The organism is Jannaschia sp. Os4 (genome assembly GCF_016820245.1).
Taxonomy (GTDB): domain Bacteria; phylum Pseudomonadota; class Alphaproteobacteria; order Rhodobacterales; family Rhodobacteraceae; genus Jannaschia.
The window spans coordinates 12,723-24,631 of sequence record NZ_JAFCAR010000001.1 but is presented as its reverse complement, the minus strand read 5'-3'; the positions used below and the strand labels follow the sequence as shown (position 1 = coordinate 24,631).

The following is an 11,909-nucleotide window of genomic DNA, read 5'->3' as shown; positions in this document are numbered from 1 at the left end:
CCTCTGCCGGGGTCAGGCCGCGCCGAACACCTCGCCCACCACGGTGGTCAGGTCCGGCACCAGCCGCAGGGTCATGCCCCCCGCGTCCCCGGTCTTGCAGCCCTCGGGCGCAAGCGCGGCGGTGAAACCAAGTTTCGCCGCCTCCTTCAAGCGGGTCTCGGCCTGCGACACGGGACGCATGCGGCCCGAAAGCGACAACTCGCCGAACACGACCGTGCCCTCGGGCAGCGCCGCGTCCTCGCGCGCCGACAGAAGCGCGCAGGCCACGGCGAGGTCGGCGGCCGGCTCGCCCACCCGTATCCCCCCGGCCACGTTGAGATACACGTCGAGGCCCGCGAAGGTGACGCCGGTCCGCGCCTCCAGCACGGCGAGGATCATCGCCAGCCGCCCGCCGTCCCATCCGACCACCGCGCGGCGCGGCTGCGACAGTTGCGAGGGCGCCACGAGCGCTTGGATTTCGACGAGGAGCGGGCGCGTCCCCTCGATCCCCGCGAACACCACCGAGCCGGGGGCGGGGCGGTCGCGCTCGCCGAGGAACATCTCGGAGGGGTTCGCCACCTCCTGCAGGCCCGCGCCCGTCATCTCGAAGACGCCGATCTCGTCGGCGGGGCCGAAGCGGTTCTTGACGGAGCGCAGGATGCGGAACTGATGGCCGCGCTCGCCCTCGAAGTAGAGCACGGTGTCGACCATGTGCTCGACCACGCGGGGGCCCGCGATCTGCCCCTCCTTGGTGACGTGGCCCACGAGGACGATGGCCGTGCCGAAGCGCTTGGCGAAGGAGGTCAGCTCGTGCGCGACGGCGCGCACCTGGCTGACGGAGCCGGGGGCGGAATCCACCGTGTCGGCCCACATCGTCTGGACCGAGTCGATGATGGCGAGGTCGGGCTTCTCGGCCTCCAAGGTCGTGAGCACGTCGCGCAGGTTGGTCTCGGCGGCGAGCTTCACGGCGCTGCCCGCGAGGCCGAGCCGTTGGGCGCGCATGCGGACCTGCGCCGTGGCCTCCTCGCCCGAGACGTAGATGACCTTGGCGTCCTTGGCCGCGAAGGCCGCCGCCGCCTGCAGCAGCAGGGTCGACTTGCCGATGCCCGGATCGCCGCCCACCAAGGTGGCGGAGGCGGGGACGAGGCCGCCGCCGAAGACGCGGTCCAGCTCGGCGATGCCCGACTCGGTGCGGGGCGGGGGCGCCTCCTGCGCGTCGAGGGAGGTGAGCGCCATGCGGCGGCCCTTGGCGGTGCCCAGCGACTTCTTGGACGGGCCGGAGGAGAGCGGCACCTCCTCCTGGATGGAGTTCCACGCGCCGCAGCCGTCGCAGCGGCCGGTCCATTTCTTGTGGATCGCGCCGCACTCGGCGCAGGCGAACTGGGTGACGGGCTTGACCATGTTCTCGGTTTAGTCCCTCCACGCGGGAGGTTCCAGAGGGGAACGGGAGCGAATGGTTAACGCCGTCGGGGGCAGGCGGGGATTCATCCGACGCCCCAAAGGCTTGCGCCGATTCGTACCCCGTGGGGGCGGGCGGCGCCGCCCGTGCGCCCCCCGTGCATCCCGCGTGCACCCCCCGTACATACGCCTGTACATACGCATGCGGCGTTAACCACCGTTTCAGCGGATCACGGGAGGGGGAGCGGGGCGGGGGTCAAGCGGGCGCGGGCGGAGGGGACGGGGACACGGGCGGTGCCGTAGGGCGGGCGAACGCCCATGCATCCGAGGCGGTTCGCTGCGCGTGGGCTTTCGCCCATCCTACGGTCCTAACGAGAAACGCCCCGCGTCGGCGGGGCGTCGGTCTCGCGCGGGGGGTGCGGGTCACTCGGCCGGGGTGGCGACCCCGTCCGTGCCCGAGCGGCGACCGCCCGACAGGTCCACCACGTTCTCCTGCCGGTCGTGCCCGGTCAGGCGCATCGCGTCCGTGATCTCGGCGAGATCCTTGCGGAGGCGGTCGAGCTGCTTCTCGGCCACGCCCTCCTCGACGGAGACGGACTGCATCCAGCGGCGCATCTCGCCCACGGTGGCCTGCGCCATCGCGATCCGCTCGCGGTAGTCCTCGACCTCCTTCTGGCGCTGGCGCAGGAAGGTGCGCGCGCGCTCGACCTTCTCGTCGGAGTAGATCTCGGCCAGCTCGCGGCTCTCGACGGACATCTGGGCGGCGACCTGCAGCACGTCGTGCTCCAGCTCGGACAGGTCGGGATGGCGGCGCATCCAGTCCATCCGCTCGCGCATCGCGTCGAACTCCCGCTCGAGCAGGAAGTTGCCCTCGCGGTCGGCGGCGTGGACGTAATCGTAGGCCTTGGCCACGTCGGCCATCGACAGGTGGAAGTCGCGGGCGGTCACCTCGATGCGGCGCATGCGCGCGGCGCTCGGCAGGAAGCCGACCAGCGCGAGGAGCAGGACGGTCAGGCCGATCTGCGCCCACATGCCCGCCTCCGCCACCTCGGCGCCCGCGTAGGCGACGGGCAGGTCCAGCCACGGGACCAGCCCCGCGAAGGCGGCGGCCGTCAGCGCGACCATCGCGAGCGCGGCGATCACGAGGACGAGGGTGCAGATCTGCTGGAGGATCGAGGTCGCGACGGCGGCTTGGCGCGCGGGTTCGGTCATGAATCGTCCATCCCAATCAAAGGCCCACCGGTGTGCGGGGCGGGCTGCGGTGCCGCGGCCGGGCCGATGGTCCGGTCGCGTCGGTGGTTCATCAAACGAACGTCGCCGAATCTCCGACGGTTCCAGACGAATCCGATCGTAAGCGCCGGTTCAGGCTACTCCGATGCACATTTCGATCAAGCCGCCGTGTCCTGCGGATTACCGCACCCCCGCGCGGCCCCCTTCAGTCGGCGCCGCGATAGCTCCGCCGATAGCGCCGCCCGAGGGAGGTGAGCACCTCGTACCCGATCGTCCCGGCGGCCGCGGCGAGGCGGTCCACGCCGCGGTGGGGGTCGAGGATCGACACGTGGCCGGGGTCGCGGTCGAGATGGCCGATGTCCACGGTGATCAGGTCCATGGAGACGCGGCCCACGGCGGGGCAGGGCACCTTGCCCGCCATCACCTCCAAGCGCCCCGACAGGGCGCGGGGCAGCCCGTCGGCGTAGCCCGCGGCCACGGTCGCGACGCGGGTCGGCGCCGGCGCGCGCCACGTGGCGTTGTAGCCCACGGCCTCGCCCGCCTCGACGTCGAAGCAGGAGATCACCGGCACCTCCAGCGCGACGACCGGCTCGGCCCCCGCGAAGGGCAGCCCGCCGAACAGGCCGACGCCGGGCCGTGTCATGTCGAAGTGGTAGTCCTTCCCGAGCAGCGTCCCGCCCGTCGCGGCGAGCGAGCGCGGGACGCTGATCCCGTCCGTCATCTCGCGGAAGGTGGCGAGCTGGCGGGCGCTCTCCGGGCTGGCGGGGTCGTCGGCGCTGCTGAGGTGCGACATCACGAGCTTCGGCTTCGCCTTCAGCGCCAAGGGGGCGACGGCGGCCCAGTCGCCCCACTTCAGCCCGAGCCGGTTCATCCCCGTGTCGAGCTGAATCCCGAAAGGGTGGCCCGGCAGCGCCTCGAGGTGCCGCGTCAGGTGCGCGACGGAGGGGATCATCGGGGTCAGGCGCCCGCGCTGGATCGTCAGCGTGTCCTCGGCCATGTGCCCGTAGAAGACGCAGATCGCCGGCGCCTCGCCGAGCGCGCGCCGCAGTTCCAAGCCCTCGGCGGCGGTGGCCACGAAGAAGGTCCGCGCCCCCGCCCGGGCGAGGCGCTTGGCGACCGGCAGCGCGCCCAGCCCGTAGCCGTTCGCCTTGACCACGGCGGCGGTCTCGACCCCGGCCGCGGAGGCCGCGTCGAGCGCCCGCCAGTTGGCCGCGACCGCCTCGAGGTCGATATGCAGGACGCCCGTTCCCATCGGTCGCGCCTTTGCGCGGGGGCGGGCGGGGAATCAAGGGCGGGCCGCGCCTCCGCGGAAACCGTTCGTAAAGGTTTCCGGCCTACGCCCGGTAGGACGTAACTCGGAGGCCGCTCATGTTCCGCACCTTGCTCGCCGCGATCGCATTCTGCCTCGTCGCCGTCCCCGCATCAGCTGTCGAAGGCCGCTTGGTCGGGCTGGGCGGGATGGACGTGGTCTTCGTATGGAAAGACAAGGCAGCGCAGTCGGAGGGCCTCGACCTGATTTCGGCGAACGTCCACCGCAGCAACCCGACCCTCCTCCTAGGTCTGTTGTCATGCATCGTCCCCACCGGAACCCGAGCGGTGACGACCGATGCGGGCTTCGTCACGCACGATGTCCTCGTGATCGAGGGGGGCGACAGCGGCTGCCGGGGAAACGTCCCCGTCGAGGCGTTCGACATGCGCTGATCCACCCGAAGGGGCGCGTGCACGTTTCCCTAGCGGGCCGCGATCACCTTGATCTCGACCAGCGCGCCGGGCCGCCGCAGGGCGGCCACGCCCACCGCCGTCCATGCGGGGTAGGGCGGGGCGAAGCGGCCCCGCCATGCGCGCTCGACGGGGTCGAAGGCGTCGAGGCCGGCATGGAAGGTCGTCGCGTCCACCACGTCCGCCAGCCCGAGGCCCACCGTCGCCAGCGCCGCCTCGATCTTGTCGAGCGCGGCGTGGACCTGCGCCTCGGCCCCCTCGGGCATCCCGCCGCGGCCGGAGCCCGTCATGCCGGTGACGAAGGCCAAGCCCCCCGCCTCCCGCACGGGGGAGAGCGGCAGGTCGGGGGCGATCACCGCTCGCCGCTCTGCCACGGCTTGGCGAGGTCGCCGAACCGCGTGAACCGCCCGTCGAAGCTTAGGTCGACCGAGCCGATCGGGCCGTGGCGCTGCTTGCCGATGATGACCTCGGCCTTGCCGTGGATCGCGTCCATCGCCGCCTGCCACTCGGCCATCTTGTCGAGCTGGTGGTCGCCCGGCTTCTCGCGCTCCTTGTAGTACTCCTCGCGGAACACGAACATCACGACGTCCGCGTCCTGCTCGATGGAGCCGGACTCGCGGAGGTCCGACAGCTGGGGCCGCTTGTCCTCGCGGGACTCCACCTGGCGCGACAACTGGGACAGCGCGATGACGGGGATGTCCAGCTCCTTGGCCACGGCCTTGAGGCCTTGGGTGATCTCGGAGACCTCGTTGACCCGGCTGTCCTTGGCGGAGGCGGCCTTGAGCAGCTGCAGGTAGTCCACGATCAGCAGGTCCAGCCCGTGGGTCCGCTTGAGCCGCCGGGCGCGGGCGGCGAGCTGGCTGATGGGCAGGGCGGGCGTGTCGTCGATGTGGAGCGGCGCGTTCTGGAGGCCGGTGGCGGCCTCGACGAAGCGGCGGAACTCGCCCTCGGTCATGTCGCCCTTGCGGATCTGCTCGGACGGCACCTCGGCGGCCTCGGACAGGACACGCGCGGCGAGCTGCTCGGCGGACATCTCCAAGGAGAAGAAGCCCACGACGCCGCCCTCGACGGCGCCCTCCTTGCCCTCGTGGGTCATGCCCCGGCGGTAGGCCTTGGCGACGTTGAAGGCGATGTTGGTGGCGAGCGACGTCTTCCCCATCGACGGGCGCCCCGCGAGGATCAGCAGGTCCGAGCGATGCAGCCCGCCCAGCTTGCGGTCGAGGTCCTTGAGCCCGGTGGACAGGCCCGCGAGGCCGCCGTCGCGCTGGTAGGCGGCCGACGCCACCTCGACCGCCTGGGTCACGGCGGAGACGAAGGACTGGAAGCCCCGCTCGGCGCGGCCCTGCTCGGCCAAGGCGTAGAGGGCCTGCTCGGCCTCGACGATCTGCTCGGAGGGCTCGGATTCGACGGTGACGTCGCCCGCCTTGGCGGTGACGTCGCGGCCCAGCGACATCAGCGCGCGGCGCACGGCGAGGTCGTGGACCATCTGCGCGTAGTCGCGGATGGCGTAGGGCGCGACGGAGGAGGCGGCGAGGGTGACGAGGTAGGAGGGCCCGCCCAGCGCGTCGAGCCCCTCGTCGCCTTCGAGGAAGGGCTTGAGCGTGACGGGCGAGGCGAGGGCGTTCTTCTGGATGCGCGCGGCGCAGAGGTCCCAGATGCGCTGGTGCACGGGGTCGAAGAAATGGGCCGACTGCACGACGGAGGCGGCGCGGTCGAAGAGGTCGTTGTCCGTCAGAATCGAGCCGATGAGCTGGCGCTCTGCCTCGATGTTCTGGGGGACGGCGTCCATGTCGGCGGGCTGGGCCGGTCCGTCCACGCGCGCGACTTCGTTCATGCTCCGATCCCCCACTCCGCCCCCGGCGGTTTGCATGCGCCGTGGGGTCCTGCGGTCCTACGACACGGCGGAATCGGGGTCCACCTAGAGGATGCTGTGAATAAGTTCGGCGGCGGATAAGCGTCGGATCGGGCGTGGAGATTCGCCGCGTCGGTGCTCCGTGCGACGCAAGCACATCGCGGGGCCGTGGCGCGGCGATGCAACCTCTCCGCGACGCGATTTATCCCTCACCCCCGCGCGACGCTCGACCGGTGCGCCATCGGTGAAGGATCGCCGTGCCGTGGGGCGGCCCGGCGATGCGCGGCGAGGCTGCGCCTCGCGCACCGCGCGGGTGCTCCGTTCAAAGGACGTCAGACGTCCGCGCCCCTCTCGCGCTGCCAGCCGCGCGGGTCGTTCAGGAACGCCTCGACCCCGTCCAGCGTGGCCGCGTCGAAGCCGGGGCCGCCATCGACGGACGGCCCCATCGCGCGGGCCTCGGCCAGCACGTCCCACCATGTGCAGAGATGGTGCAGGGCCACGCCGTGGTCCGTCAGCTTGGCCAGCCCGTCGGGGAAGATGCCGTAGGAGAAGACGACGGAGGTGTGGGCGCAGGTGCCGCCCGCCTCGCGGATGGCGTCCACGAAGGAGAGCTTTGAGCCGCCGTCCGTGGTCATGTCCTCGACCAAGAGGACGCGCGCGCCTTCGGCCATCGGCCCCTCGATCCGGGCGCCGCGGCCGTGGCCCTTGGGCTTCTTGCGGACGTAGGCCATCGGCAGGGCCAGCCGCTCGGCCAGCCACGCGGCGAAGGGGATGCCCGCCGTCTCGCCGCCCGCGACGACGTCGAAGGCCTCCATGCCCGCGCCGCGCATCACCGACGCCGCCATGAAGTCCATGAGCGCGGCGCGAACCCGAGGGAAGCCGATGAGGTTGCGGCAATCCACGTAGACCGGGGAGGGCAGGCCGGAGGAGAGGGTGAAGGGGGCGTCGGGGCGGAAGTTGACGGAGCGCGTCTCGATCAGCGCGCGGGCGGTGCGCGTGGCGATCTCGTCGCGAGAGGGGAAGGCGGTGGGGATCATTGGAGCGTCCACGTGAGGGGGCGGGCGGGGTCGAACACGGCGACGTCGCCGACCTTGGGGGGGATGTCGGGGGTGCCGCGGACGAGCGTGACGGTGTCGTCGTTGGGCGGCAGGCCGTAGTGGCGGGGGCCGTTGAGCGAGGCGAAGGCCTCCAGCCGGTCGAGCGCGCCGGCCTCGTCGAAGACGGTGGCGTAGGCCGGAAGCGCAAGGGGGGCGGTGAAGCAGCCCGCCGCGCAGCATTCGGCCTCCTTGGCGTGGAGGGGGTGCGGCGCGCTGTCGGTGCCGAGGAAGAAGCGGTCGTCGGTGGTGGCCGCCTCGAGGAGCGCGTCGCGGTGGCGGGCGCGCTTGAGGATGGGCAGGCAGTAGTAGTGCGGGCGCATCCCGCCCACGAGCATGTCGTTGCGGTCGAGCATGAGGTGCTGGACCGTGATCGTGGCGCCGAGGTCGTGGGCGCGCACGTAATCGACGGCATCCTTCGTCGTGACGTGCTCGAGGGTGAGCTTGAGCGAGGGGTGGGCTTTTCGCAGCGGTTCCAACCGCTTGTCGAGGAAGGCGGATTCGCGGTCGAAGATGTCGATCTCGCGGTCGGTCACTTCGCCGTGGAGGCAGAGGGGGACGCCCGCCTCCTCCATCGCGGCGAGGGCGGGGCGGACGGCGTCGAAGTCGCGGACGCCCGAGGCGGAGTTGGTGGTGGCGCCCGCCGGGTAGAGCTTGACGGCGGTGATCACGCCCTCGGCGTGGGCGGCGACGACGTCGGCGGGGTCCGTGTCCTCGGTCAGGTACAAGGTCATGAGCGGATTTGAGAATCCGGCCGCGCGGATGCGGTCGCGGTAGGCAACGGCGTCGGCCTTGGTCACGACGGGCGGGACGAGGTTGGGCATCACGATCGCCCGGCCCATCACGGACGACGACGGGGCCACGGCGCGGAGCATGTCGTCATCGCGCAGGTGCAGGTGCCAGTCGTCGGGGCGGCGGATCGTGAGGCTGTCCATGCGGGCCTTCTGGGGGATTCGCGCCGACGGGGGAAGGTGGGGGCGATGCTGCGGCGCGGCAATCGTTTGATGTCAGGGGTTTGTGGTCCGATCCGGGGGCGAACCGGCCCGGCTTGCGCGGGACTCCGCTCGGGGTCATCCTGCCCGCCTGCGGAGGGAGTGGGACCATGATCCTGAACATCGTCATCGGCCTGATCGCGGGCCTCGCCACGCCCGCGCTGGAGCGCTGGATGCGGAGCGTCGCGGACAGCATCTGGCTGGGCGATATGGGGATCAGCGACCACGAGTTCGACCTCGCCGCGCTCTTGGTGATCCTGATGGTGGCGTCCATCGTGGCGGCGGTGCTGGGGGTCGACAGTTCGGTGTTCCTGATGTGCTTCGGCGCGCTGGTGGGCCTGTTCGGGCGGCGCATCTGGCGGCGGATCGCCATGCGGGACGACGCGGAGGAGTGAACCGCCCCCCCGTCCGGCGGGTTGGGACGGGGCAGCAGAAGGGACAGCACATGCCTTGGACGCGATACTGGTTCGACCTCGCCCGGATGGGGCTGGAGGCGCAGGCGGTGATCGGCCTGCGGATGATGGGGATGGCGGGGGTGCTGCCCGCCGCGCCGTCGGAGAACAGGCGGATGTACGCGGAGAAGGCCGACGCCTTCTGGGACGCGCAATGGGCGATGTGGCGCGCCGCGATGGGCGGGGCGGCGCCGGTGGCGGTGGCCTCGGCGGGCCTCGCCCCCGTGGGGCGCCGGACGCGGGCCAATGCGCAGCGCCTGACCCGGGCCGCCGTGCGGGGGCGGCGGTGAGGGCGGCGCTCGCGGCGCTGGTCCTGCTGGCCGGGCCGGCGGCGGCGCAGGAGGGGCCGGTGGACTGCGAGGCCGACGATCTGATGCCCGCCGAGATCGCGCGCTGCGCGGAGATCGCGTGGACGGAGTCCGAGGGCGCGCTGGACCTCGCCTACGGGCTGGCGGTGACGGCGGCGGAGGTGCTGGACGAGACGCGCTTCCTCGCGGGGGAGGCGGACGAGGTGCGCGCGGCCGCGCTGGTGGAGGCGGGGCAGGCGGATTGGCTCGCGCATCGGGACTCGCATTGCGCGGCGGAGTCGCTGCTGGTCTCGCCGGGGATGGAGCGCGAGGCGGTGGGGCGGCTGTGCCTCGCGCGGCTGAACGAGGCGCGGGTGGCGCAGTTGGCGGTGTTCGCGGCCGAATAGCCGCGCCGCGCCAAGCGTCTGGACAGGTCCGGCCCGGCGGGCGCAGGCTGCGCGCGTTCCGCAACCGGAGGACGAACCCATGTGCCATGCCTGCGTGATGGATGCCGTGAAGAAGGGGATGTTGTCCCGCCGCGACCTGTTCCGAGGGTCTGCGGCCGGGGCCGCCGCCGTGGCGGCGGGCGCCCTGTCGGCGCGGTCGGCGCTGGCCGACGCGCATGGGGGCGTGGTGGACCTGACGCATACGCTGACGCCGGAGTTCCCGACCTTCGGGGGCGAGCCGGGCATCGCCTACGAGCAGATGGCGACGATGGACGCGGACGGCTACCAGTTCTTCCGCCTGACGGTCGACGAGCATTCGGGGACGCATATCGACGCGCCGCTGCACTTCTCGGCGGACGGGACGAGCGTGGACGAGATGCCGGTCGAGAGCCTGATGTGCCCGCTCTGCGTGATCGACATATCGGCCAAGGCCGCCGAGGAGGCGAACGCGATGGTGATGCCGGAGGACGTGGAGGCGTGGGTCTCGGCCCACGGCGCGATCCCGGCGGGGGCCTGCGTGGCGATGCATTCGGGCTGGGCGGAGAAGGTGGGCGACCCGAGCTACCGCAACGACGCGGACGGCAACTTCGCCTTCCCCGGCTTCTCGAAGGGGGCGAGCGACCTGCTGATGGAGGCGGGGGCGGCCTGCCTCGGGGTGGACACGCTGTCGCTGGATCCGGGCGACAGCCAGGACTTCGCGGTGCACTACTCGTGGCTGCCGTCGGGGCGCTACGGGATCGAGAACCTCGCCGGTCTGGATGGGGTGCCCGCGGCGGGCGCGACGGTGTTCGTGGGCGCGCCGAAGCATGGCGGCGGGACGGGCGGGCCGGCGCGGGTGCTGGCGATGGTGTGAGGGGAGCAGGGCCAGCGGCGGACCGGGGGACGGCGCATCCGCCCCCTCCGCCGCGCGCTTGATCCCTCACCCCCGCACGACGCCCCCGCGGCGCGCCCACTGCGACGAAGCGCCGGCCCGCGGGCCGGTCCGGCGCTGGCCCTGCGGGGGCTGCGCCCCCGCGCACCGGGCCGGGCGCCTAGTTCAGCCAGTCGTCCGTCTTGGTGCCCACGGCGTCGGCGACGGAGGCGAAGCCGTCGCGGGCGAGGAGCGCGTCCAGCCCCTCGGCGATCTCGCGGACGAGACCCGGCCCCGCGTAGGCGAGCGCGGTGTAGAGCTGCACGGCGGACGCGCCCGCTGTGATCTTGGCGTAGGCCTGCTCCGCGCTGCCCACGCCGCCGACGCCGATCAGGGGCGTATCGGGCAGCAGGCTACGTAGCTTGGCGAGGATGCGGGTGGAGCGCTCGAACAGGGGCTGGCCGGAGAGGCCGCCCGCCTCGGACGCGTGAAGGGAGCGGAGCCCGTCGCGGGCCAGCGTGGTGTTGGTGGCGACCACGGCGTCGGCGCGGGCGAGGTGGGGGACCATCGCGTCGAGCGCCTCGTCCGAGAGGTCGGGGGCGATCTTGATCCAGATGTCGACGGGCCGGGCCAGGGCGTCGCGGGTGGCCATCACGCCGTCGAGGAGGGGGCCGAGCTCGGCTTGGAGGTCGCGCAGGCCGGCGGTGTTGGGCGACGACACGTTGACGGTGGCGAAGTCGATATGGGGGCCGCAGGTTCGGAGCACGGCGGCGTAATCGGCGGCGCGGTCGGCACTGTCCTTGTTGGCGCCGAGGTTGAGGCCGACGGGGACGCCCCCCTCGGGGCGCTTGGACAGGCGGGCGGCGATGGCGCGCGCGCCGGCGTTGTTGAAGCCGAAGCGGTTGATGGCGGCGCGGTCCTCGGAGAGGCGGAACATGCGGGGGCGGGGGTTGCCCGGCTGCGCACGGGGGGTGGCGGCGCCGACCTCGACGAGGCCGAAGCCCGCGCGGGAGAGCGGGGCCACGGCCATCGCGTCCTTGTCGAAGCCCGCCGCGAGGCCCACCGGGTTGGGGAGGGTCAGGCGTCCGACGCGCGTGGTCAGACGCTGGGTCGTGACGGGGCCGGTGCGGGGGCCGAGGCCCGCCGAGAGCGCCTTGAGGGCGAGGGCGTGGGCCGTCTCGGGGTCGAGGCGGCGGAGGAGCTTCGTCCCCCAGTCCGAGACGGCGTCGGCGATCATGCGATGCCCGATCCGGCGGGGAAGACGTGGGTGCCGTCCACGAGGGGGAGGGGCTGGGCCCACGCCACCTGGTCGAGGCGGAGGGGGGCGTAGAGATGCGGGAAGTCGGTGCCGCCGCGCGACGGCTCCCACCGGAGGTTGGGGCCGAGGGCGGCCTCCTCGCAGGCGATCAGCCAGAGGCCATCCTCGCCCGCGAAGTGGCGGGCGGCGGTCTCGGCCACGGTGTCGGGGCCGGAGAAGTGGATGTAGCCGTCCGCGCGGTCCACGGGCGCGCCGGTGGTGGAGCCGTCGGCGCGCAGCGCGTCCCATTCGGGGGTGCGGAAAATCTTGTAGATCATGCCGCGGGGATGGGCGCCGCGACGTTTCGGGTCAA

The 11,909-nt window shown here is 72.5% G+C and carries 14 protein-coding genes; 5 read left to right on the top strand and 9 right to left on the bottom strand.

Translation table 11 applies throughout. The features are described 5' to 3' along the window. Window positions 1-12 precede the first annotated feature (12 nt). The 3 genes from radA to alr all read right to left on the bottom strand — a co-directional run bounded on the left by radA (window position 13) and on the right by alr (window position 3,859). A complete protein-coding gene (gene radA / locus JQC91_RS00130) occupies window positions 13-1,380 on the bottom strand; it encodes a DNA repair protein RadA (RefSeq protein ID WP_203284746.1) in 1,368 nt (455 codons plus the stop codon). Between the two features lie 420 nt (window positions 1,381-1,800). Then, window positions 1,801-2,589, bottom strand: coding sequence for a DNA repair protein (locus tag JQC91_RS00125; RefSeq protein WP_203284745.1), 789 nt, complete (start codon window positions 2,587-2,589; stop codon window positions 1,801-1,803). A 223-nt stretch (window positions 2,590-2,812) separates the two neighbouring features. Further along, on the bottom strand, window positions 2,813-3,859 hold the full coding sequence (alr, locus tag JQC91_RS00120) for an alanine racemase (protein WP_203284744.1): 1,047 nt from the start codon (window positions 3,857-3,859) through the stop codon (window positions 2,813-2,815). Window positions 3,860-3,975: 116 nt separating this feature from the next. Here alr and JQC91_RS00115 point away from each other — a divergent pair, with 116 nt between their 5' ends. Next, a complete protein-coding gene (locus tag JQC91_RS00115; RefSeq protein ID WP_203284743.1) occupies window positions 3,976-4,308 on the top strand; it encodes a hypothetical protein in 333 nt (110 codons plus the stop codon). Between the two features lie 29 nt (window positions 4,309-4,337). On the opposite strand, the gene JQC91_RS00110 is transcribed toward JQC91_RS00115, so the two are convergent. From JQC91_RS00110 to pyrC, 4 genes are all read right to left on the bottom strand, one after another. Next, window positions 4,338-4,682: a Rid family hydrolase gene (locus JQC91_RS00110; protein WP_203284742.1), complete on the bottom strand. Its 345-nt coding sequence runs from the start codon at window positions 4,680-4,682 to the stop codon at window positions 4,338-4,340. Further along, a complete protein-coding gene (locus JQC91_RS00105) occupies window positions 4,679-6,160 on the bottom strand; it encodes a replicative DNA helicase (RefSeq protein WP_203284741.1) in 1,482 nt (493 codons plus the stop codon). The genes JQC91_RS00110 and JQC91_RS00105 overlap by 4 nt, the downstream gene beginning before the upstream one ends. A gap of 350 nt (window positions 6,161-6,510) precedes the next feature. Next, entirely contained in the window at window positions 6,511-7,215 is a 705-nt protein-coding gene (locus JQC91_RS00100; protein WP_203284740.1) for an orotate phosphoribosyltransferase, read from the bottom strand. Further along, complete coding sequence (pyrC, locus tag JQC91_RS00095) at window positions 7,212-8,207, bottom strand: dihydroorotase (RefSeq protein ID WP_203284739.1); 996 nt, start codon at window positions 8,205-8,207, stop codon at window positions 7,212-7,214. Before pyrC ends, JQC91_RS00100 begins: the two co-directional genes overlap by 4 nt. A 167-nt stretch (window positions 8,208-8,374) precedes the next feature. On the opposite strand from pyrC, the gene JQC91_RS00090 reads away from it, so the two are divergent. The 4 genes from JQC91_RS00090 to JQC91_RS00075 all read left to right on the top strand — a co-directional run bounded on the left by JQC91_RS00090 (window position 8,375) and on the right by JQC91_RS00075 (window position 10,302). Beyond that, complete coding sequence (locus JQC91_RS00090) at window positions 8,375-8,659, top strand: hypothetical protein (protein ID WP_203284738.1); 285 nt, start codon at window positions 8,375-8,377, stop codon at window positions 8,657-8,659. A gap of 50 nt (window positions 8,660-8,709) precedes the next feature. Beyond that, the gene (locus tag JQC91_RS00085; RefSeq protein WP_203284737.1) at window positions 8,710-9,006 is read left to right on the top strand and encodes an antifreeze protein; all 297 of its coding nucleotides are present in this window, start codon (window positions 8,710-8,712) and stop codon (window positions 9,004-9,006) included. After that, entirely contained in the window at window positions 9,003-9,410 is a 408-nt protein-coding gene (locus tag JQC91_RS00080; RefSeq protein ID WP_203284736.1) for a lysozyme inhibitor LprI family protein, read from the top strand. Before JQC91_RS00085 ends, JQC91_RS00080 begins: the two co-directional genes overlap by 4 nt. 79 nt (window positions 9,411-9,489) lie before the next feature. Next, window positions 9,490-10,302, top strand: coding sequence for a cyclase family protein (locus JQC91_RS00075; protein ID WP_203284735.1), 813 nt, complete (start codon window positions 9,490-9,492; stop codon window positions 10,300-10,302). A gap of 178 nt (window positions 10,303-10,480) precedes the next feature. Here the strand turns inward: JQC91_RS00075 and JQC91_RS00070 are convergent, their stop codons facing one another. Then, a complete protein-coding gene (locus JQC91_RS00070; protein ID WP_203284734.1) occupies window positions 10,481-11,536 on the bottom strand; it encodes a quinone-dependent dihydroorotate dehydrogenase in 1,056 nt (351 codons plus the stop codon). Further along, window positions 11,533-11,874: a DUF952 domain-containing protein gene (locus JQC91_RS00065; protein ID WP_203284733.1), complete on the bottom strand. Its 342-nt coding sequence runs from the start codon at window positions 11,872-11,874 to the stop codon at window positions 11,533-11,535. Before JQC91_RS00065 ends, JQC91_RS00070 begins: the two co-directional genes overlap by 4 nt. Window positions 11,875-11,909 lie beyond the last annotated feature (35 nt).

Coding starts and splice junctions, on each gene's coding strand:
- radA (WP_203284746.1), bottom strand. CDS start 1,380: ATGGTCAAGCCCGTCACCCAGTTCGCCTGCGCCGAGTGCGGCGCGATC.
- JQC91_RS00125 (WP_203284745.1), bottom strand. CDS start 2,589: ATGACCGAACCCGCGCGCCAAGCCGCCGTCGCGACCTCGATCCTCCAG.
- alr (WP_203284744.1), bottom strand. CDS start 3,859: ATGGGAACGGGCGTCCTGCATATCGACCTCGAGGCGGTCGCGGCCAAC.
- JQC91_RS00115 (WP_203284743.1), top strand. CDS start 3,976: ATGTTCCGCACCTTGCTCGCCGCGATCGCATTCTGCCTCGTCGCCGTC.
- JQC91_RS00105 (WP_203284741.1), bottom strand. CDS start 6,160: ATGAACGAAGTCGCGCGCGTGGACGGACCGGCCCAGCCCGCCGACATG.
- JQC91_RS00100 (WP_203284740.1), bottom strand. CDS start 7,215: ATGATCCCCACCGCCTTCCCCTCTCGCGACGAGATCGCCACGCGCACC.
- pyrC (WP_203284739.1), bottom strand. CDS start 8,207: ATGGACAGCCTCACGATCCGCCGCCCCGACGACTGGCACCTGCACCTG.
- JQC91_RS00090 (WP_203284738.1), top strand. CDS start 8,375: ATGATCCTGAACATCGTCATCGGCCTGATCGCGGGCCTCGCCACGCCC.
- JQC91_RS00085 (WP_203284737.1), top strand. CDS start 8,710: ATGCCTTGGACGCGATACTGGTTCGACCTCGCCCGGATGGGGCTGGAG.
- JQC91_RS00075 (WP_203284735.1), top strand. CDS start 9,490: ATGTGCCATGCCTGCGTGATGGATGCCGTGAAGAAGGGGATGTTGTCC.
- JQC91_RS00070 (WP_203284734.1), bottom strand. CDS start 11,536: ATGATCGCCGACGCCGTCTCGGACTGGGGGACGAAGCTCCTCCGCCGC.
- JQC91_RS00065 (WP_203284733.1), bottom strand. CDS start 11,874: ATGATCTACAAGATTTTCCGCACCCCCGAATGGGACGCGCTGCGCGCC.